16 protein-coding genes are annotated in these 21,059 nt (G+C 46.0%); 7 read left to right on the top strand and 9 right to left on the bottom strand.

From position 1 onward, the window contains the following. Nucleotides 1-54 precede the first annotated feature (54 nt). Nucleotides 55-984, top strand: coding sequence for a hypothetical protein (locus FS818_RS03195; protein WP_145329584.1), 930 nt, complete (start codon nucleotides 55-57; stop codon nucleotides 982-984). A 144-nt stretch (nucleotides 985-1,128) separates the two neighbouring features. Here the strand turns inward: FS818_RS03195 and FS818_RS03200 are convergent, their stop codons facing one another. Next, nucleotides 1,129-2,061 carry an AraC family transcriptional regulator gene (locus FS818_RS03200; protein ID WP_145329587.1) on the bottom strand — a complete coding sequence of 311 codons (933 nt, stop codon included), beginning with the start codon at nucleotides 2,059-2,061 and terminating at the stop codon, nucleotides 1,129-1,131. A 171-nt stretch (nucleotides 2,062-2,232) separates the two neighbouring features. Here FS818_RS03200 and yicI point away from each other — a divergent pair, with 171 nt between their 5' ends. The 3 genes from yicI (at nucleotide 2,233) to FS818_RS03215 (ending at nucleotide 7,244) form a co-directional block, all read left to right on the top strand. Continuing rightward, nucleotides 2,233-4,551 (top strand): alpha-xylosidase, encoded by a 2,319-nt coding sequence (gene yicI, locus FS818_RS03205; protein ID WP_145329590.1) that lies wholly within the window; start codon nucleotides 2,233-2,235, stop codon nucleotides 4,549-4,551. A gap of 126 nt (nucleotides 4,552-4,677) precedes the next feature. Continuing rightward, a complete protein-coding gene (locus FS818_RS03210) occupies nucleotides 4,678-5,760 on the top strand; it encodes a phosphotransferase family protein (protein ID WP_145329592.1) in 1,083 nt (360 codons plus the stop codon). 95 nt (nucleotides 5,761-5,855) lie between these two features. Beyond that, on the top strand, nucleotides 5,856-7,244 hold the full coding sequence (locus FS818_RS03215; protein ID WP_145329595.1) for a bacillibactin exporter BcbE: 1,389 nt from the start codon (nucleotides 5,856-5,858) through the stop codon (nucleotides 7,242-7,244). Between the two features lie 214 nt (nucleotides 7,245-7,458). Here FS818_RS03215 and FS818_RS03220 read toward each other — a convergent pair whose 3' ends face one another. Together FS818_RS03220 and FS818_RS03225 are read right to left on the bottom strand one after the other, a co-directional pair. Continuing rightward, nucleotides 7,459-8,805, bottom strand: a complete 1,347-nt coding sequence (locus FS818_RS03220) for an MFS transporter (RefSeq protein ID WP_145329598.1) — start codon at nucleotides 8,803-8,805, stop codon at nucleotides 7,459-7,461. 29 nt (nucleotides 8,806-8,834) lie between these two features. Further along, entirely contained in the window at nucleotides 8,835-9,302 is a 468-nt protein-coding gene (locus tag FS818_RS03225; RefSeq protein ID WP_260984502.1) for a MarR family winged helix-turn-helix transcriptional regulator, read from the bottom strand. A gap of 164 nt (nucleotides 9,303-9,466) precedes the next feature. Between FS818_RS03225 and FS818_RS03230 the strand changes: the two genes are divergently transcribed. After that, entirely contained in the window at nucleotides 9,467-9,940 is a 474-nt protein-coding gene (locus tag FS818_RS03230) for an RbsD/FucU family protein (RefSeq protein WP_145329603.1), read from the top strand. 10 nt (nucleotides 9,941-9,950) lie between these two features. Here FS818_RS03230 and FS818_RS03235 read toward each other — a convergent pair whose 3' ends face one another. The 4 genes from FS818_RS03235 to FS818_RS03250 are packed head-to-tail and all read right to left on the bottom strand — an operon-like array spanning nucleotide 9,951 to nucleotide 13,960. Next, on the bottom strand, nucleotides 9,951-11,069 hold the full coding sequence (locus tag FS818_RS03235) for a GerAB/ArcD/ProY family transporter (protein WP_145329607.1): 1,119 nt from the start codon (nucleotides 11,067-11,069) through the stop codon (nucleotides 9,951-9,953). A gap of 17 nt (nucleotides 11,070-11,086) precedes the next feature. Then, nucleotides 11,087-11,293, bottom strand: coding sequence for a hypothetical protein (locus FS818_RS03240; protein ID WP_145329610.1), 207 nt, complete (start codon nucleotides 11,291-11,293; stop codon nucleotides 11,087-11,089). Between the two features lie 49 nt (nucleotides 11,294-11,342). Next, complete coding sequence (locus FS818_RS03245) at nucleotides 11,343-12,518, bottom strand: Ger(x)C family spore germination protein (RefSeq protein ID WP_145329613.1); 1,176 nt, start codon at nucleotides 12,516-12,518, stop codon at nucleotides 11,343-11,345. Beyond that, nucleotides 12,515-13,960 carry a spore germination protein gene (locus FS818_RS03250; protein ID WP_145329616.1) on the bottom strand — a complete coding sequence of 482 codons (1,446 nt, stop codon included), beginning with the start codon at nucleotides 13,958-13,960 and terminating at the stop codon, nucleotides 12,515-12,517. The genes FS818_RS03245 and FS818_RS03250 overlap by 4 nt, the downstream gene beginning before the upstream one ends. A gap of 250 nt (nucleotides 13,961-14,210) precedes the next feature. Here FS818_RS03250 and FS818_RS03255 point away from each other — a divergent pair, with 250 nt between their 5' ends. Both FS818_RS03255 and FS818_RS03260 read left to right on the top strand, forming a co-directional pair. Further along, on the top strand, nucleotides 14,211-14,711 hold the full coding sequence (locus tag FS818_RS03255) for a GNAT family N-acetyltransferase (RefSeq protein WP_260989773.1): 501 nt from the start codon (nucleotides 14,211-14,213) through the stop codon (nucleotides 14,709-14,711). Between the two features lie 56 nt (nucleotides 14,712-14,767). Then, complete coding sequence (locus FS818_RS03260) at nucleotides 14,768-15,388, top strand: conjugal transfer protein TraX (protein WP_260989774.1); 621 nt, start codon at nucleotides 14,768-14,770, stop codon at nucleotides 15,386-15,388. Between the two features lie 159 nt (nucleotides 15,389-15,547). Here the strand turns inward: FS818_RS03260 and FS818_RS03265 are convergent, their stop codons facing one another. Beyond that, nucleotides 15,548-19,252: a non-ribosomal peptide synthetase family protein gene (locus tag FS818_RS03265; protein ID WP_145329620.1), complete on the bottom strand. Its 3,705-nt coding sequence runs from the start codon at nucleotides 19,250-19,252 to the stop codon at nucleotides 15,548-15,550. Between the two features lie 43 nt (nucleotides 19,253-19,295). Next, a complete protein-coding gene (locus tag FS818_RS03270; protein ID WP_145332734.1) occupies nucleotides 19,296-21,041 on the bottom strand; it encodes a methyl-accepting chemotaxis protein in 1,746 nt (581 codons plus the stop codon). Between the last annotated feature and the right edge of the window lie 18 nt (nucleotides 21,042-21,059).

Consider the following 21,059-nt stretch of genomic DNA (forward strand, 5'->3'; position numbering starts at 1 on the left):
TTTCACCCGGATTTATACGTAAGAGCTGCCATAACTTCAAGGGAGTGTACAAATATGAAAACCAAAAAAGAACTTCGTTTTATTCTGCTGATGAGTTGTCTGGTGCTGTGTTTAAGCACAGCCTGTTCTACCCGAGTTGATGCGGTAGGTTCGGTAGAACCGGTAGACAGTTATGCCACAATACATGGCAAGCTGGATCGCCCTGTGCGGGGGACGTGGGTGTGGGATACGACTCAAATCCGAAATAATGCGCAGGATATTTTAACTTTTGCTAAGGCCAACAACATTAATACGATCTATCTGCAGATGAACCGGGATATTAAAATCCCTGAATATAAGAACTTTATCCGTCTTGCACGGGGGCAAAATATCGCTGTGGATATCATGGACGGACGTTCGGCTTGGGGACTGACTGAAAGCAGGGAACAGATAGCTTCCTTTATGGACTGGATTGAAGCTTATCAGGCACAGGCACTGGCTAATGAGAAATTTGCAGGTATTCATCTGGACATTGAACCTCATGTGCATCCGCAGTGGAAGATCAATCAAGCCAGCGTGATTACGCAGTGGCAGGGAAATGTGAATTATATTGTAGACCGTGCTGCGCGTATGAAGATGCCTGTTGCCGCTGATCTGCCGTTCTGGCTGGACAATTACAAAATTCCGGGTTCAACAATGGCGGTAAGTAGCTGGATGATCCGCAAATTTGATTCCATTACGATTATGGCTTATCGGGATACAGCTGCCGCCATCTACAATGTGGCAAAGGATGAACTTATCGATGCGGCTTCTGTAGGTAAGAAAATATCGATTGCGGTGGAAACGAAGCAAAGCAAGGAAGGCGACTTTATTACCTTTTACGAAGAGGGAGACGCCTACATGGAGGAACAGTTGAAGCTGGTGGAGAAGATGGCGAGTGCCCACACTTCCTTTAATGGTTTTTCTGTACATGAGTATTCTTCATGGAAGACGTTAAGAAAGTAGAGCAAGCCACGAAACAATAGAGGTTAACGTAAATAAAAGGTGCTTGTAACTTACGTGCTGAAGGCACCTTTTTGTTGATCTTGTACACGTGTATTCTATCAAAAACTCATCAATGGTAACCGCCCGATGTGGTTCATTCCTTTGTTAAACCAGCAAAGTTTCTGTAAACGTAACAGGCACCAGTGTCATATTTTCGGAAAATATTTTACGATACTGAGACGGTGTAGTGTTCTTGTGTTTCTTAAAGGTAGTAATGAAATAACTCAAATGCTCGAATCCAACATCCATAGCGATATCAACAATCTTATGGTCCGTATTCTCCAGCTGTACGCAAGCCTGCTGTACCCGATAATAATTGATGTAATCGACAGGGCTCTTCTGCACCAACTTTTTGAAAAAACGACAGAAATGTCCCTCGCTCATATTGGCTTCATCCGCCAGGTCTTTCAGCTTCAACGGTTCAGGATAATGCTTGTGAATGTAACGGAGCACTAATTTTAGACGCTCCATCTTATCCGGTGTGCCCCCGTTAACCGTACTTTTGAGCGGAAGCACCTTCCGCTGTTCAAACATGCGAGCAAGCATGAGATAGAGATAGGCTTTCGTGGATATCTCACAGGTGTCTGTCCCGCTCGCGTGATCTGCGAAGATGCGTTTCAGGTAGGCCAGAACTTCTGAACCCCAAGCTTCATCAGCTGTGATGTGATAGGGGAGATGTATACTTTTTCGCAAAATAGGTCCGATAAACTTCTCCTGCACCGCATCAAACGTATGACTACCGAGTAGATCCGAATGAAACACAACGGAAGAAAATATACAAGGCTCATCGCCCATCAGATATCCTGCATGAATTTCACCTCGATGAATAAAAACAGCCTCTCCGGCCTTCACCTCAACCCGGTTCATGTCAATTTGAAACACAGCAGAGCCTTGCGTCACCATTGTAAACTCCATCTCATCATGCCAGTGGCAATCCAGAATGCTGTCCCCGTTCAATTGTTGAATGTCGGGGTATACACTGACCGGATACATGGCGTTGCCGTGAATTCGATCTTCCCGTAAATGTTCCCGTTCCATTATGGAACCTCCTTATGCAATAAATAGATGTAATCGTTTGCAATTCACTTTGGAAATTCGCAGAAATCACGCTCCGAATATCAAAATACTGATATAAAAGGTCAAAATACAAGAAGAAATTCGTTATCGATATCAATATCATTATAGTATAACCGAAGGGGGTAATCCAAGATGAAATTTACCGATGGCTACTGGCAGATCCGTGATGGATATCATGTTCAAAATCCGGCGGATATTCGAGATATTGTACAAAAGGGTGATTCCTTTACTGTATATGCAGCAACGAAACGCATCGAGCGCAAAGGCGATACACTTAACGGAACGTTGCTCAAAGCAACCTACAGCTCCCCCATGCCTGATGTTATTCGTGTGCAATTGAACCACCATAAGGGAAAAGTTAACCCAGGCCCCGAGTTTGCACTGAACACGCTAAATACCGATGTGCAAATTGCGAAGGATGAGAACGGTGCAGAGCTGAAAAGCGGAAACCTGCGTGTAACCGTGAACAAAACAAAAGGCTGGGATATCGGCTTCCATTATAATGAAAAGCGTCTAACTGGCAGCGGCTGGAGAGGTCCGGCGTACATTGAGTCAGCAACAGAAGGTACGTTCTTCCGGGAACAACTGGAGCTGGGTGTGGGCGAGTATGTCTATGGCCTTGGTGAACGATTCACTCCGTTTGTGAAAAATGGCCAGGTTGTGGATATCTGGAATGAGGATGGCGGTACAAGCAGTGAACAGGCGTACAAGAACATTCCGTTTTATCTGTCGAACAAAGGATACGGTGTATTCGTCAATCATCCTGAGAAGGTATCCTACGAGATCGCTTCCGAGAATGTATCGAAAGTACAGTTCAGCGTGCAGGGCGAGACGCTGGAATATTTCATAATCGGCGGCGCTAATCCGAAAGAGGTACTGGATAACTACACCAAGCTCACAGGCAAACCGGCTCTTCCGCCGGCATGGACATTTGGTTTGTGGCTGACGACTTCGTTTACGACAGATTATGATGAAGCGACCGTTAATCATTTTGTCGATGGCATGGCTGAGCGTGATCTGCCACTATCCGTATTTCACTTTGACTGCTTTTGGATGAAGGAGTATCAGTGGTGTGATTTTGAATGGGACAAAGATATGTTCCCTGATCCGGAAGGCATGTTGAGACGGTTGAAGGAAAAGGGACTTAAAATCTGTGCGTGGATCAACCCGTATATTGCTGAGAAATCTGTTCTGTTCGATGAAGGCATGGAAAAAGGTTATCTCGTCAAGACAGCGGATGGCAGTGTATGGCAGTGGGATAAATGGCAGGCGGGCATGGGGCTTGTGGACTTCACGAACCCAGAGGCAACTGCATGGTACAAAGACAAGCTGAAAGGTTTGATTGACCAGGGCGTGGACTGCTTCAAGACCGACTTTGGCGAAAGAATTCCGACCGATGTTGTATATTATGACGGTTCCGATCCGGTAAAAATGCACAACTACTACACCTTCCTGTACAACAAAGCGGTATTTGATGTGCTTGAAGAAAACCTGGGTAAAAATGAAGCCGCTTTGTTTGCCCGCTCGGCAACCGTAGGGGGTCAACAATTCCCTGTGCACTGGGGTGGAGATTGCTCGTCCAACTATTCGTCCATGGCAGAATCACTGCGCGGCGGATTGTCGCTCGGTCTCTCCGGGTTTGGCTTCTGGAGCCATGACATCAGCGGTTTTGAAGCGACTGCAGAGCCTGACGTATACAAACGCTGGGTTCAGTTCGGATTACTTTCTTCCCACAGCCGTCTGCACGGAAACGAATCGTATCGTGTGCCTTGGTTGTTCGATGAAGAGGCTGTTGATGTAGTACGTGATTTTACGAAGCTGAAGCTCAGTTTGATGCCGTACCTGTTTAATTCCGCGGTAGAGTCCTCTGTACAGGGATTGCCAATGATGCGGGCGATGGTGCTGGAATATCCAGAAGATCCGACTTGTGCGACACTTGACTTACAGTACATGTTCGGAGATTCTATCCTGGTCGCACCGATCTTCAACAAAGAAGGTTTCGTTCGTTATTACCTGCCAGAAGGGACATGGACCAATTATCTGACAGGGGTAAAAGTTCAAGGTGGGCGCTGGATCAGTGAAAATCATGACTTCAAAACACTGCCAATGATGATCAAACCGAACAGTCTGATTGCGGTAGGTGCGGTAGACAGTAAGCCGGATTATGATTTTGCGGACAACGTATCGCTGCATTTATTTGAACTTGCCGACGGGCAGACAGCACAAGCTGTCGTTGTAAATCAAAGTGCTGAGCGTGAGTTGCAAGTGACCGTCACACGTAACGGCTCGAAGCTGGAAGTTCGTGCTGAAGGTGCAGGCAAGCCATGGAAAATCGTGCTTCGGGGCATTGATTCCGTATCCGGCGTGGATGGTGGATCACAAGAAGCTGGCGAGCAAGGCATTATCGTAACGGCATCAGCAGGTACAAGCAAACTTACAATCGAGCTGTAACCTGTTAGAATAGACCATAAAGGGACGGTGCCTGAAGGCGCCGTCTGTTTTGTTTATTTATACAAAATAAATGGATATAGTTCATTCAAGGAGAGAATGGAAAGATAAAGAGGGAGAGAATACAATATGGCATACCAACACTCCGATAACCAACAGCATCCAAATCAGAACCAAGATCAAAAACAACATTCGGGCTTACATAGCCCAATATCAGCGAAAGTGTTACATGCACTGGTGCATCGACATTTTGGAGATCGCGTTGTCGTAAAACAGTTTGGACTGTTGCAGGGTGGTCTGTTTAATACGACATATCGCATCCAACTGGAGCATACGGCGATTACGGACGTCATTTTGCGCCTTGCACCGGAGTATATACAACCACTGCAACCGACAAATGAAAAGGGTGAGCAACTAACCGAGCGTGATCCGTTATTTTCGTTTGAACGCACGATGATGGCCGCCGAACCAACGATCTATGAGTATTACCGCAAAGCAGGCATTCCCTCACCGCAAGTGCTGGCTTGTGAGGACAGCGCTCGGGATGTTCCGCGAACCTATATGTTTATGGCATTTATCCCAAGCGTGCAACTCGATCATGCGTCCATTGAAGAGAATGACAAGACTCATTTGTATACTCAATTAGGCAAATATACAGCCGCAATGCATCGGATCAAAGGAGTATCATTCGGTTGGCCTCAGGCGGATGGTACGATTCGCGGATCGGAGCACTGGTCTGAGGTGTTGTTGGCCATAGCCGATGAAACAAGTAAAAAGGCGGCGCAAATCGGGTTTATGCCTGGCGTAGGGGAAAAGATTACGGCAATCTTCGAGCAAAATAAAGCTCTTTTTGATCAAATCAAGCAACCAGTGCTTGTCCATAATGATCTATGGGCAGCAAATGTGCTCGTGCACGGTAAACAAGGGGAAATGAGCATTGCCGCTGTTATCGATGGAGACCGCTCTATGTTTGCCGATCGGGAATATGAGGCCATCCTCAACACGGATTCTGCCGCATTTCACGCAGGTTACGGTCGTCCCCTAGAATCATCACCAGAAGGGCAAGCACGCCGGCTTGCGTATCGTCTATTGTCATCTTACTTTAACGCCTACGTTCATCAGCATCAGGTAGACCAACCGGAAGATGGCCGGATATTTGAGGAGCGTACGCTGGATTTGTTGGAAAAGTGGAAGATCGGACAATTCCGCTAATGGAACCTATCCATTTTGACATATGCTGAATAATCACCCCCAGATTAACCAACAATAACGCTGTTGTGTGTAAAATCCGCGAAGGTGGTTAGGGTATGTCTGATAAAAAGTGGGACCTCGTCGCACTTGCTTCTATCCCTGTCATTATGACATTGGGAAACTCCATGCTTATACCGATTTTGCCACAGATTGAACGGGAATTGAAGGTATCTTCATTCAAGGTCAGTATGCTGATTACGGTATATGCGGTAGTGGCCATTCTGCTGATTCCGCTGGCAGGATATTTATCGGATCGATTCGGCAGGAAAGCCGTGATTATCCCCAGTCTTGTCATTGCAGCCGTTGGAGGGGCTGTTGCAGGGGGTGCTGCATGGTTCATGAGTGGAAATATAGCTTATTGGACGATTCTTGGGGGAAGGTTTTTGCAGGGAGTGGGTGCAGCAGGCGCATTTCCGATTGTCATACCTCTGGTGGGGGACATGTTCAAGAATGAAGATGAGGTTAGCAAAAGTCTGGGTATTATTGAAACTTCAAACACCTTTGGCAAAGTGCTTAGTCCGATTCTGGGTGCTGCGCTGGCGGTATGGTTGTGGTATTCGCCGTTTTTAGCGATTCCAGTACTATGCCTTATTTCACTTGTACTCGTGGTTTTTTTGGTGAAAACACCGAAGAGGAAAGAAAAACCGCCTACATTTTCGGAATTTGTTGCTTCTATCCGTGATGTTCTTAAAGTAAAGGGACGCTGGTTGTACGCTTTGTTTGCGATCGGTGGAATTTGTATGTTTCTTATTTTTGGCGTCTTATATTATCTTTCTGAAACGCTGGAGAGTGAGTTTGCGCTCAAAGGTGTAGTCAAAGGATTGGTTTTGGCCATCCCTCTGGCATCGTTATGTCTTGCTTCGTTTTTGGCAGGCAAGTGGATTGGTAAAAATAAATCACGCATGAAATGGCTCGGTTTTGCCGGACTAGCCTTGGTAACGGTATCGCTGGGGATTATCGGCCTGTTCGATAATATTTACGTTGTGGTGGGATTGTTCACCCTAGGGAGTGCAGGTATCGGTGCTGCACTGCCATGTCTCGACACGTTGATTACAGAAGGTGTAGACAAAAAGCAACGTGGGACCATTACAGCCCTGTTCAGCAGCATGCGTTTTATCGGCGTTTCGCTCGGTCCACCCATTGTTTCTTTGTTGATTGGTTCTCACCATTTTTTGCTTTTTGGCATTCTGGCTGCGTCAGGTGCTGTCGGGGGTTTGCTCACATTGCTGGCGGTTAAGCCAGAGAAGAGAGGAGAGCCTACTTCTGGCAGTCATTCTAAGCAGGATGATCAGGAGAAGCAGGGTGAACAAGACGAACAAGGCAATCATGATAATAAAGAGAAAGAAGACGGTCATGATAAGCTACGCAAAAGGCGTGTGCAAGAAAGTGAAACCGATCAAGGATACAGACCTTCGCCACTGCGCCGCAAAAAAAGTCCTTACTGACGGGTACATGGAATGATCCCTTGCGTTAAAGGGAAAATTGAAAACGCGTTTACGCCATGGAAAGCAGAGTAGCTGCTTGCCAGACGTAAACGCGTTTTTGTACTGACATCATCACAGGTGACGTTGTTAGTGTAGATATTTTTATTTTTATGAACACCTATGATTAGGTGAAAATCCGGGAAATACATATTGTGAAATTCAACGTAATGATCTGTTAATTTCTTTTATCAGGCTCTGCTTGTAGATCATTCGTATCATGTGAAGCAGCACTATCCGTTGCCGTAATATGTGTGTGAGATAAAAGCGGATGTGTTTCAATCTGGAAACTGCCACTTCGTTTTCCCTGAATGAGATAGATCAGCAGGAACAATGCCATAAATAAAACGGAGTAGCGATACATTTCCGTATAACTTGTCAACGAAGCGATAGCACCGAGCAGAAGTGCACCCGTAGCAATGCCAAAATCAAGTGTATTCAAAAACATCCCGTTCGCCATCCCTCTCTGAGCAGGGGAGACGACCTGAATCATCCAGGTCTGTATGGATGATTGCATCGAGCCATATCCAATACCATAGATAAAAGCAGCCACAAACAGGATAGGCATCGTCGTTGCCCAGGATAGCGTGATAAGTCCAAGTGCGATACATATTGCCCCAGGAATCAATAAAGCTTTAGGGCCTTTATTGTCGTAAATGCGACCGGCAAACGGTCTGACCATTAGAACAGCCAGTGCATTAAACAGGAAGAACAGCGCTGGATTAGCAAGATGCGCTTCTTTGCCATACAAAACGATAAACCCAACTAATCCCCCGTAGGTAATAGATAACAAACCGTTCAGTACACTTGGCAGGATCAGTTTCCGGTTAAAAGGCGCCTTTGTTTTGGAAACCGGGTTGGCTCCTGAAACAGAGGCAACATCGCGAGTCGCTTGCTCTTGTTGTGATGGTTGCATCGAAGTAGTCTGGGGCGTCTTTTTTTTGGCTACTTTTTTACGTGTCAGGCTATAACTGAGCGGATAGATCACAGCGATCACACCGGCAGTACTTAGCATTAGTGTGACAAATCCGGCTCCTTGCAGTAAGGTAACGCCAATAATGGGTCCCATGGACATCGCAAGGCTAGTGGATAGTCCAAAGTATCCCATGCCTTCACCCATTCGTTTAACAGGTACAATATCAGATGCCATGGTCGGAAACGCAGTACTGCTGAGCCCGAATCCAACACCGAATACCATACGGAGCAAAAGCAGAACAGCGATGCCCGCAGCAAAATAATAGCCAAGCGTGGCAAGCAGGGCTACAGATAAGCCAATATAGATCATCGCATTACGGAAACCCTTTTCCAGCGCTTTCGCAGAATAGAGTCGTGCCGCAATAGCGCTTAATGCAAACAGGCAGGTGAATAGGCTGACTTGGAATGCATTGGCATGGAATCGATCCTGTACATAGGAAGGTAATGGTGAAACGATCATGTGCAGTTGCAGGAATAATAGAAAATTACATAACATGAGTAAAATAAAATCGGTCGTCCATAATCGGACAGGTGCTGATTGGTCTTTCATGGTGAAACATTCCCCCTGAGTTGTAATAGTTACAGATTGCGATTAATGAGGGAAAGAGTATGTTTAAATGCTTCCATCTGGTCATCGGGTATACCTTCAGCAAGTTTTTTATTCATTTCTCTTTCGATCGGGACAAGGACATCGATTAATGCTTTACCTTCTTTGGTAGGGTACAAGAGATACGCTCTACGATCCTGGTCGCTCGTGCGGCGCTCGACCCAGCCTTTTTTCTCCAGTAAATCAATGATTCGTGCGGTGGTAGGCTGGTCTTTGAACACATATCCTGCCATTTCTTTCTGGTTAACGCCTTCTTTGCGCACCACATTAAAAAGCACAGAAAATTGCTCTGTGGTAATATCGTAGGGTTTGAATTGTGCGGCTAGAAGAGCAGCTGTTTTGCGGTGGGTGAGTCCGAGCATGAATCCGACAGATTGCTCCAAAGAATAATCCATGAATGGATGAACCTCGCTTCCGTAGAAAATATCTCTAAAATTCATATAGTTGTTATAACAACTATATGTGGAACAAGTACTTTTGTCAAAGGGAATTGTTGCGCCACAGGGGCAGAGTATAACGATGCAAAGCGTAAAAAATCCTGCTAGAATAAAGATGAAACGGCTTCCAAAGTAATAAAAATTTGTTATGTAAGGAGCGTTTAATGATGCTGAAAAATATTCCTGCGATCCTTCCGCCTGAACTCCTCAAACTCATGTCCGAAATGGGACATGGAGACGAACTTGTGCTAACGGATGCGAATTTCCCTGGAGCCAGTCATGCTCAGCGCATAGTACGCTGTGATGGCGTAGGGACGGTGCAACTGCTGGAAGCCATATTACAATTGTTTCCGCTGGACACGTATGTAGATCGACCGGCCGCTGTCATGCAGGTCGTTAAAGGTGATCCGGTCATTCCGATCATCTGGGAAGATTACCGGCGGTTAATTGAGGAATACGAGGATATGAGAGATGCCCTCGAATACGAGGATCGTTTTGATTTTTATGATCGTGCCACTAAAGCGTATGTCATTGTTGCAACGGGTGAACGTGCTCAATACGCGAACCTCATTTTGAAAAAGGGTGTTATTTTCCCTGAATCAGAACCTGCTCAAGAGCGGATGAATTCAGAAACCTATTAAAATCATATCGTTATGGCGACGGGGCCGGCGAGGCTTTCGTCGCTTTTTTACGATTGCCTGATCGGAGCCAGTAGACGGCAACATATACAATGGGCATGGATTCCACAAGCAGGGTGAAAGCCGGTATGGCGTAGGAGCGGATTGCAAGCTCGTAGGCAGCTGTGTCTCGGGCATATTGCATCACAATGACGGCAGCCGTCCCAGCAATAATAAACGTGAGGGACTTGTTTTGCCGTACGCCGCTGATGCTGGATAGACAAACCGAGGAGACGTATAACAGAAAAGAGCTGCGTGTAAACATCGTTGTTGACCAGATGGCGATCAGAACAGGATCAAGGTTGTCCAGAAAATCACCGTATCGTGCAAAACGAACCAATTCCAGTAAAGGATACCTCAGACTCGCTGCCACATAAGGACCGAAATTCATCAGGATAAACACCCAGAAGAACAAAATAAAGATGACAACAGTGCATCCTGCCCACACCATGCTCGTAAACATGGGACGCCTGAATGCGACAGCAGGAGCGAGGAATAGAAACAGCATCCATTCAGAGAACCACGGCATAGTGGAGATAGAGCCCATAAAAATTTCGGACCAGTCATGATGAGTTGCCATAGCTGTCAAAATTTCCGGGTTACCTCCGCCTCCCACAGAGGGCATTAACAAGGATGAGGTGAGGAGCTGAACCAGAAATATGCCCTCAGATATAAAAACGATCGCTACCAGTCCTGAACGTGCTGTCAAACAAATACACAGTAGGGTGATGGAGGACGTTAGCCAGATCGGTGTCTGGGGCAAGTACATGGACTGCAAAAAGATGATGAAGTTCTCCACATCAATGGAGAGCAGATACAGACATAACAGCGCGATTAAACTGGTGAAAAAACGATGTATCATTTTGCCGACCACTTCTTCACCGTAGGAGAGCCAAGCTCGGTCAGGGTAGAGAGAACCCAAACGATACGTGAACATGAGAAGGATCAAACTAATTAGAAACCCACCAATGGTGGAAATCCAGCCTTGATATCCGCTCATTTTGAACAATCGCTGCAGAAGAAAAGCCACAGGCTCGGAGTACAGGTACACAAACATAAAACGGTATGCCTGTCCGGAGGTAAGGTGATTCACGGCTGTTTCCCCTTTCTTTATAACATAAGATGGTCAACCCATCCGAATAACAGCAACAGTACTTGATTGGGATTGGGCCAGGTCGGCCAAAGCAATGCCAGTGTGTTCCAAGCGAGGAACAGCGTAAGTACGGCAACATAGGATCGTTTTACGGATTTTTTACTCGTTTTAACAGCAGGCCAATCCAGTAAATACAGGCCCGCGAAGAGCAAGACAGCAAACACAAGATCAAACCTCCTTGAAAGAGCCAAGCCAGCTATTCACTGTATACTTCTAGAAACTGGACTCTGAGCCGACAAATTGGATGTCAACAGCGGTGTGCACATCAAACTGCAGTTCATTTTTAACATACTGGTTCCAGACAGGACGAAGTTTTTTCCAGGTTGCAGGATGCCCCCATTCAAGCCGATATCCAAGCGAAAGGATATCCGCCCCATGACGCTTCGCCTTATGCAACGCAGAGGTTAGAGAAGCAGTGATCAGTTCATTGACGGCTTGTTCGATATCCTTAACACTGAGGACATCTTTTACTTTTAATACGGGAATCACGGAGATCAGTTCAGCCTTCCCTGTAAGATGAATGGTGAAAAAGGGCTCGCCATTCCGGAGCTCACATTGTATCTTGGACTTCATATCAAACAGTGACATACTGGCCTTTTGTTTGCGGGTACGCACGGATAGTGCCAATGTATCCAGCTTCTCCGAAGCCCAGGCCACCCCGCGAGCCTCTTGCTCTGTCAGCGTATCAACCATACGCATCTGCCTGAAAACAGCGCCACCAATCTGGCTGACCCATTTTTTACTTTCGCCTTCCTCGCTCGCCATAGGTTTTATCCGGGAGTCTAACATGGATGCGGCGAAGCCTTGATTCATTTTGTCAGCGGCAAGGATGTTCAGCATCTGTGTCTTTAACAAATTTTCCTCGGTGGAAAACTCGCGTAATACATCGCTGGGGGTTTCCTCAAAAACAGGTGTCAAATCGGAAATGTCTTTCGCTTTGCCTTGGGCAACCATGGCGTAACTGCTTAGATGAAAGAGCGGCTGGCGTGAAATCCAGGCCATCGTGTCATCAATACCCTCGCGTGCATAATCTTGTCCAAAGACAATTACACGAGTATGCCCCCATGAAATTTTCCGCGTTAAATCCGTTTGAATTTTCTCGATGGCATCAGCTATGGTGGGTGCGGTTGCGGAAACCGATGCATAAGGAGCTTTACCTGTTCCGCTTCCTTCGGGAGACAAACGATTGGGGAGGGGCATGCTTAGAGTCACCTCGATCTCCCCTGGATTGTCTGTGGTATCAACAAAAAGCGTGGTTATAAAGGTGCGTTCGTTAATTTCTACTTTGGACCAGCACCCGGTGCAGATGAAGCAAAATAGGCAGGCCAGTCCGAGCTTTTGTAACCACCTCTGGGTATGAATAGTTCTCGTCACTCTGATGTTTTTCATGTTGTATCCTGCCGTGGTTCATTATCCGGCGTGTAAGCCTGAGTTCTTTTTTTCATGCGGAACCAAGGGACACGAATGAATGTATCTTTGAGATCTCGCAAGACGAAAGGAGCAAAGGGCTGCATGTAGGGAACGCCGAATGAGCGGAGACTCACCATGTACCAGTAGATCAAATAGACAGAGATGACCACCCCGAATAAACCAAGTGTACCGCCCATAAGCAACACTGGAAAACGCAGCAACCTGAAAGCAAGCCCGAGCTCAAAATGTGGGATGATAAAAGAGGCGATACCCGTAATCGAGACGATAATGACTAGTGGTGCAGAGACAATACCAGCCTGAACGGCGGCCTGGCCCACCACGATTCCGCCAATAATGGATACCGTTTGCCCCAGTGGCTTTGGAATACGTATGCCCGCCTCCCTCAGCCCTTCAAACGTAATTTCCATCAGGAGTGCTTCAACCAGCGCCGGGAACGGGATATTCTCTCTAGCCGATGCAATGGTAATTAACAAGTTGGTGGGGATGATCTCCGGATGAAAAGTCGTGACCGCCACATAGGCTGAGGGTAGCAAGAAAGCGACAATGGCAAACAATAAACGAATCAGCCGAATAAACGTAGCGGAATGAAACCGCTGATAATAGTCCTCGGATGACTGCATTAGAGAGAAAAACGTAACCGGAATAAGCAGGGAGAAGGGAGTACCATCCTGCATTACGGCAATCCGTCCTTCAACTAAAGCGGCCGCAACCGAGTCGGGCCGCTCCGTATATTGATATTGTGGAAAAGGAGAGAGTGGATGATCTTCGAGAAATTCCGAGAGATAACTCACCCCCAAGCTGCTATCCATGTTGATTTGGCCTAGACTCGTCAACACATTTTCCAAAATATCAGGTTTGCACAGTCCTTGAATGTAGATGACATATACTTCGGTTTTTGTATATTTCCCGATGTTGAATTGAATCATTTTGAGATCAGGATGTTTGATTTTATGACGTAACAGCGACATGTTTACTTGGATATCTTCGATAAAAGCTTCTTGCGGGCCAACAACAACGACCTCATTCGTGGATTCGGGAACAGAACGTTTTTGATAGCTAGGTATAGAAAAAACAAGCATGCTTGACATGCCTTCCAGCCACAATGCAACATTCCCGGAAACAAGGTCATTCACAACAAGTTCCGCAGTATCCGCGAGTCTATTTTCAATTGAAAAAAAAGTCCCGCTTACGATCCGGCTGATGAAGTCGGAGCCGACCTCGGTTCGTACAGCCGCTTCAAGCAATGGTTTGACAATCGCTTCCCGTAGCACCTGGTTATCAATAATGGACTGAATATAGAGCACGGTACAGGAAACGGATCCAATCTGAAGTGGCTGGTACATCATATCGGATACACCGATAAGTCTGGACTGTACTTGCAAGAGCATGTTTTCATTCATAGCGCTTTCCTCCTGACTGCAAGATGAAACAGCATCTGTCAGTAAACAATGATCCCTATAGTGTGCAACACTTGGGTAGAAATATACTTTATGTATGGCATGTTTCGCCAAAGGATACATAAATGCAAACTTTACTCCTGTTGATGAATGGGGGAAAGGTATGATTTCTTTTACAATGAACTTAAGGAAGATTCGATTCGAGAGATGTATTGTGAGGAAAAGAATGAAGTGAAAGAAGGGGAAGAAACACGTGAAAAACCCGAAGGAAATGACAATCGACATTAGACAAGCAACTCTAAATGATATTTCAGAAGTATCTAGGCTTTTTAATGAATACCGCATGTTTTATGGTCAGCATTCGGATCTGGAGGCAGCGACCTCTTTTATTAAAGAACGGATGAATAAGCAAGAATCGATGATTTTCATGGCTGCGTGGAACGAAGAATCAAAGGTGGCTGATACTGCCATGGGTTTGGTACAGATTTATCCGAGTTATAGTTCCGTTTCGATGGGACCGATCTGGATTCTGAACGATCTGTTCGTGGATTCAAAATATCGGCAACAAGGGATAGCCCGAAAGCTAATGCAGGCCGTAATGAAGCAGGCGAAGAGAAACAAGATTCTTCGAATTGTGCTTTCTACGGCGATCAGTAATCAGCAAGCACAAGCATTATATGAATCCGAAGGATATACACAGGATCAAAGCTTCATGTATTATGAATGTAACGTTGAGCGTGAAACTGAATCCTGATTAAGATTTTACGATTCATCATCTAGTGTTGACGTGCTGAGGAGGGATAACCTGATATGATGCAATGGATTGCCATGATTACGATGTTGATTGATCATATCGGAGCTGTGTTTTTTCCGCATGTGGTTGAACTGAGAATCATCGGTCGTATCGCTTTTCCAATCTATGCCTTTGCCGTATTTATAGGTTACAAGCATACACGTAATGTACAGAAATACATACGGCGGTTATTCTGGATCGCAGTGATTTCCCAGATTCCGTTTATGGCTGCGTTTAATCATTTTTCATTGAATGTGGTCTGGACCCTATGGTCGGCACTGCTTGTTTTGCTAGCCCTGGATAAGCTTCCTTCGAAGCTGATCAGTATCCTGATTGCGATCGGGGCGGGCTGGATAATGGAGTGGTCACATATGGATTATGGGATGTATGGTCTGCTGCTCGTGTTGTTGTTCCGTTACTTCAAAGGTCCTGTGCTGGTTATGGCACATGTTATATTAAATGCCCTTTACCTGATGTTGCACCATAGTTTTTTGCAGATGTACAGTGTGCTTGCAACAACCGGTATTGCCATTGCACAGTACTACCAGGCAGGTTTTCGTTTGAAAGGGCCCCGGTGGATCTGGCGTTATTTCTATCCTGCTCATCTTGCTATCATTGCAGTAATCCGCTGGCTATAGTTTTTGTGATGCAAAGGTAGCGTATAAAAGGGGTAACGCTTATGATGATCAACTATCAATTTGAACTCATCTTTATACAAAAAAAGCCACTTATCGCCGTAGCGATAGAGTGGCTTTTGCTTTATTTCTTTCTATTAATATCGTTATCCGACATATCGTTTAATCTGCAACCGTTGTTGTACCGTAATTCGGACGAATTGCAGCGGGGAAATAACCGATCTCAACTGCATAGCCCAGCATCGTATGAATAAAACGCTCATCGGTCTTGGCGCAGTTGATTCCTGCTGGTTCGACGTAAGCCGTTGTTACCGGTGATGCATAGGCATATGCTGAATCCTTTGCCCCGTCACCTTCCAACTGAGCGATTGCAAGTTGCAGAGCTTCCGGTTCTTTGGCAATGGTTGTATCAAACAGCCAGTGGTGATAGTCTTCAAACGGCATCGTTTCAATATCGTAACCTGCACGCTTCACGGCTTCTACCAAGTCATCATACCGGATCGGCTCTGGATTACAGATGTGGAATACACGTCCAGCTGTATCTTGACGTAAGGCCAGATGCACGATAGCTTCGCTGGCATAATTGATCGGGGTGAAGTCCATGAGCCAATCCGCGGCAGGGGCTTTGCCCAGCAATAACATGGCTTTGATCATGCGGTAGATCGCATTGCTATCGATATTGGTCTGAAAACGACCTGTACGGGAATCACATGTCAGGTTGCCTGCACGATAGATGCTGACTGGCACTCCTTCTGCTGCGGCTTTCATGAGTACTTTCTCCGCTTCGAGCTTACTGTCGGAGTAGACGTTGTCCACATGTAACTCTTCCGGGAAACGGTCATATTGCAATGTAGATTCCCATTGTCCGCTGAGGGCCAGATCTTCGGGTATACCCATCGTGGATATATGATGGAACGAAGCACCTTTTTTGTTACGTATCAGGTCTAACAAAGCAACTGTGCCTTCGACATTGGTTTTAGCGAACTGCGCAGCCTCACCGAAATGACGAACATCAGCCGCGCAGTGAATGATACGGTCAATCCTTGATTCAAGCAACGATTGTTGCTCGGCGACAAGACCCAGGTTCTCTTGCTCCAAATTCCCCTCAACAATTACAACACGATCTTCAAGCTGGTCAGCAAGTTGTTTGCCGAAATAGCCCTGCATCACTGTGCTTAATCGTGCCATTGCCGTCGTGCCGTCGCTTGGGCGACGAACAAGAGCGTAGATCCGTGCCGAAGACTTCACAATTAACTGCTGCAGTACATGTGAGCCCAGATAACCGGTTGCACCTGTCAATAGCACATGTTCAGGCTGAAGAATGTTCGGATATCCAAGCTGTGGAGACAGTTCCACCGGATGTTCGGAAAGCTGCGTGATGATGCCATTTGCAGTGGATGTCTGTTTCGCAGGTTCACGTTGCTCCGATAAAAGCGCGACCCGGCGAGCAAGAGCACGAATTGTTTTTTCTGCAAAGAAATCGGTGATTTTCAGCTGCGGATAATGTGGTTTCAGAAGAACCAGAACATGGATAACACGCAGGGAGTCGCCACCAATACTGAAGAAACTGTCTTCGACACCAAACTCTTCGTGTTGTAATATCTCTTTCCAAGCTTGGAAGAGTATAGATTCCGTATCTGTCTCAGGCATCACGCGGTCTGGCTGATCGGTATGACGTTCAGCATGTGGCATAGATACCATGGCCTTGCGGTTGATTTTTCCTGTTGGGGCAATAGGCATCTCATCCAGCTGGCAAATCCATTTTGGTACGAAGTACGATGGAAGTTTCTCTGAAAGTGTTGCTTTGATATCCGTCACGGAAAGGGTGCTTCCATCTTTGGATGTAAAGTAACCCACGAGCATGTTCTGGCCGTCCGCTTCCTTCTTTGCAATAACGGCAACATCCTGGATCTGTTCCAGTCTGGCCAGATGATCTTCGATTTCACCGATTTCGATTCGGTGACCCCGAATTTTAAGCTGAGAGTCACTGCGTCCCACATATTCCAGTAATCCGGTATCCAGCACTTTGGCAATATCTCCGGACTTGTAAATTTTCTCGCCAATCGCAAACGGATTATCAATAAAGGATTGCTCTGTCCGCTCAGGCTGGTTCAAGTACCCTTTGGCAAGTGCAGGAGTTGCGATATACACTTCGCCTGGTACGCCTACAGGACATAGCTGGTGTTCTTCGTTGACAATGTAAACTTTGTAATTATGAATAGGTCTGCCAATCGGAATATTAACAACGTGTCCCGGGACCTGTTCACTAATCCGGTGTGTCGTGGTAGCGACTGTGCATTCTGTTGGCCCGTATACATTAACGATGTCAATCTGATTGCCAAATTTGCGTTGGAAAGCCCGAACTTGTTCCCCGTAGAGAGCTTCTCCAGCTACGGTGATGATGCGCACTTTGGCTAGTTTATGAAATCCTTCATCAGATAGATAAGATGCCAGTTGATTGAAGAAAATTGTGGGTAATATCGTAATAATGGTCGTTCCTGTTCTTTCGATTGCACTTGCAAACTCTTCAATAGATACTCGTTCTTCCGCCGATAACAGATAAAGCTCGGCTCCATAGAACAGCGCACCGATCGTATCCCACACGGATGCATCGAAGCTGTATGTGGCAAACTGCGTTAATACATCGCCAGGTTGAATGTCGCAGTCACGCTGTACGACACTGCCCAGATTGGTGACGCCACGGTGAGCGATCAGCGCACCCTTTGGTTTGCCAGTAGAGCCTGAAGTATAAATGACATAAGCCAGATCATCCGGCTTGATATCAAGATTGGGATTGCTGGCGGCGAATCCTGCAAGTCGTCCGTCAACGGAAAGAATGTGACGTACCGTAGTAATGCCGGAGAACATTGCTTTGGCCTGATCAAACGAGGCTTCTGTTGTCAGTACAAACGGAGAAGCAGTATCTTCGACAATGTAACTGTTCCGTTCTTGTGGATGTTCGGGATCAATCGGCACATAGGCACCGCCTGCTTTAAGAACACCGAGCAACGAGATAATCGTATCCAGACTGCGATCCATAAAAATACTGACAAATTCACCTTGCTTTAGACCGTTGGATATTAACACGCGAGCCACCTGATTCGCGCGTTCATTTAATTCCCGGTACGTATAACTCGTTGCATGTGAGGTAATCGCTGGAGAATTCGGGTATGCCGCAGCGACAGCTTCAAACCAGCCATGGATGGTCGGATGTGTTGGCTCAAGTACCGCGGTGTCATTCATTTCCCGATAGAGCAAACGGTCTGAAGTAGACAGAATGTCTACTGCACCGATTGCTTTGTGATCATCACGCAAGAGAGCAAGAAGCAATGTTTGAAAATACTCCGCATATCGCAATATCGTTGATTCTTGTAGCAACGAACGGTCATAAAACAGATCGAGAATCATCTCGTTCTGATCATAACGAACGTTCCAATTCATCACCTGAGGAGCCTGAGGCAATTGAACACTGTTTAGCATAAACACTGTCTCAGGATATCCCCCGATTTGTTGTGTATAAGGAATCTCAAGTTGTTTTGTAATCTGTTCGAATAATTCACTGAAAGTTGTCTTGCCCTGAAGCTCTAATGAAAGATAAGAAGCTGCCTGATCCGGAGCAAGTATTCCAATCGCAAGCTCCTCTTCAGCAGACAATCGGAATAACAAGGCTGCATAAGCTGAAAGGAATGCAGGGTACACCATCTGTTCTCCAAACTTCTGTTTAAGTTCACGACTCAATGACGCTTTCAATGTAATATGAGTAGACTCATAAGAGAATGTTTGCTGGCGACGTCCATAATCCAATGGAATCTGAAGAACAGGTAAGCCAGATTCCACGGAGTGGGAGAAAGTATGGTTTTCAATCACTTCAGGTATCCTCCTTGGTTGAAACCGAATGTTAGTTATTTTTTTATTGTTGCTTGCTTACATTGAAATGAGAAATCAATTCCTGTAGCTCTTCAGACATATCATTGAGTCGAGTAGAGGAGTCTACCAGCGTAATCAGAGAAGCCTTTTGCTCGTCTACAGATACAGAGATCTTTTCACTGCTATCCGCTGTCTTGCTTACACTTGCAGACAAGTCATCCGCTGTTGCGGTCATCTCTTCTGTGCCTGCTGAAATTTCCTGGGTTGCACTTGAAACTTCCTGAATCTGATGGGATACCTTTTTCGCTGCTTCCAGGATTTCATCGAACAATTGACCGGTTTGATCCGCTACGGAAAGACCCGTATCTACTTCAGCAGTACCTTGTTCCATGGCTTGAACAGCTTGTTTAATACCAGCCTGGATCTCTTGAATCAATACGCCAACCTGACTGGTTGCCTGTTCAGACTGTTCGGCAAGCTTACGTACTTCGCCAGCAACTACCGCAAAACCTCTTCCTTCTTCACCTACACGAGCCGCCTCAATAGAGGCATTAAGCGCAAGCAGGTTGGTCTGACTTGATATCCCTGAGATAATGTTCAGGATATCGCCGATTTCCTGTGAACGGCTCTCTAGAACTTCGATTGCGGAAGCCGTATTTTTCACAGATTGCGTAATGAGGTTCATTTGCTCGGATACCTGACGAACTACAGTATTACCTTGTTGTGAACGACGCTCCATCTCATAGGCTTCGTCCGCAACACTTGCGGAACTACTCGCAATGGTCTGGATTACGGTAGCCATCTCGGACATTGCGCGTGCACTGTCACGGGTAGCCTGTTCTTGTGAACGGATGTTTGAACTAATATGAGTAACGTTATTGTTAATGGAGTCTGCATTTTCACTGTTGCGCTCAGAGACTTCATAGAGTTCCTTCGCAGACTGGTTTACTTCCTGGGAGGTCATTTGCACTTTAACGATCGTGTCATTGATACGGCGTACCATGACGTTGAATTTTTCGTTTACAAGTCCCAGATCGTCTTTTCCTGTCGGGATGTTGACATCCAAATTACCTCTGCTGACTTCATCAATGCCTTTGATCAGATGGCGAATTGGAGAGAGGGTATTTTTAACGACAAGATATTGAATAATGAGGAACAGAAGCAAGAACGCTACCAAAATAATGACACCATTTAACAACAACGAATTCAGACCTTTAGGAACTGCACTGGCATCCGCATCCACGGCGAAGTAAGCAAAAATTTTGCCGTTGCTGTCTTTGATCGGATAAGCAATGGTTGTCCAGGTTCCGAAGTCATCGGAATAAAAAGTGGTGAACGTTGGACGATCGGTATTTAGCATCTCTTTCAGAGCATTGGCTACAACGACCGGTTGTTCATACATATCCCCAATATTTACATTGTCGCTCTGAAAAGCCTCTCTCAGGTTTGTTGGCATCGCAACAAGGGAAGTTAACCGTTTGTTGTCGCCGCCAAGCTCCACACCAAAGATATAGGCTTGTGCAATGTTAGGATAATATTTTTGCATTTCGTCAAAATAAGCTCTTAGTTTCGTCTGAGCAGTACCTTCGTAGCTGCGCTCTGTGATGGCAGTTTGTACATCTGCCGCATTGATATCTTGAGCCCACTTTTTCGTAATCTGCGCTACTTGTCCATGCAGTTGATCAACCAGAATCGTTCTTTGGAAGTAATAACTGCTTGCAATCAGAGCCACGCCAATAATGATGATGTTGGTAAATGAGAGCAATAGGTTTTTAGAGAAAAACGACATGTTTTTCCAACTCAATGA

It is taken from the genome of Paenibacillus xylanexedens, from assembly GCF_007680605.1.
GTDB lineage: Bacteria > Bacillota > Bacilli > Paenibacillales > Paenibacillaceae > Paenibacillus > Paenibacillus xylanexedens_B.

Bases quoted from the DNA above. Each gene is read 5' to 3' on its own strand.
- FS818_RS03270 (WP_145332734.1), bottom strand. From the start codon at position 21,041: ATGTCGTTTTTCTCTAAAAACCTATTGCTCTCATTTACCAACATCATC.
- FS818_RS03220 (WP_145329598.1), bottom strand. From the start codon at position 8,805: ATGAAAGACCAATCAGCACCTGTCCGATTATGGACGACCGATTTTATT.
- FS818_RS03225 (WP_260984502.1), bottom strand. From the start codon at position 9,302: ATGAATTTTAGAGATATTTTCTACGGAAGCGAGGTTCATCCATTCATG.
- FS818_RS03215 (WP_145329595.1), top strand. From the start codon at position 5,856: ATGTCTGATAAAAAGTGGGACCTCGTCGCACTTGCTTCTATCCCTGTC.
- FS818_RS03210 (WP_145329592.1), top strand. From the start codon at position 4,678: ATGGCATACCAACACTCCGATAACCAACAGCATCCAAATCAGAACCAA.
- FS818_RS03230 (WP_145329603.1), top strand. From the start codon at position 9,467: ATGCTGAAAAATATTCCTGCGATCCTTCCGCCTGAACTCCTCAAACTC.
- yicI (WP_145329590.1), top strand. From the start codon at position 2,233: ATGAAATTTACCGATGGCTACTGGCAGATCCGTGATGGATATCATGTT.
- FS818_RS03245 (WP_145329613.1), bottom strand. From the start codon at position 12,518: ATGAAAAACATCAGAGTGACGAGAACTATTCATACCCAGAGGTGGTTA.
- FS818_RS03260 (WP_260989774.1), top strand. From the start codon at position 14,768: ATGATGCAATGGATTGCCATGATTACGATGTTGATTGATCATATCGGA.
- FS818_RS03195 (WP_145329584.1), top strand. From the start codon at position 55: ATGAAAACCAAAAAAGAACTTCGTTTTATTCTGCTGATGAGTTGTCTG.
- FS818_RS03200 (WP_145329587.1), bottom strand. From the start codon at position 2,061: ATGGAACGGGAACATTTACGGGAAGATCGAATTCACGGCAACGCCATG.
- FS818_RS03250 (WP_145329616.1), bottom strand. From the start codon at position 13,960: ATGAATGAAAACATGCTCTTGCAAGTACAGTCCAGACTTATCGGTGTA.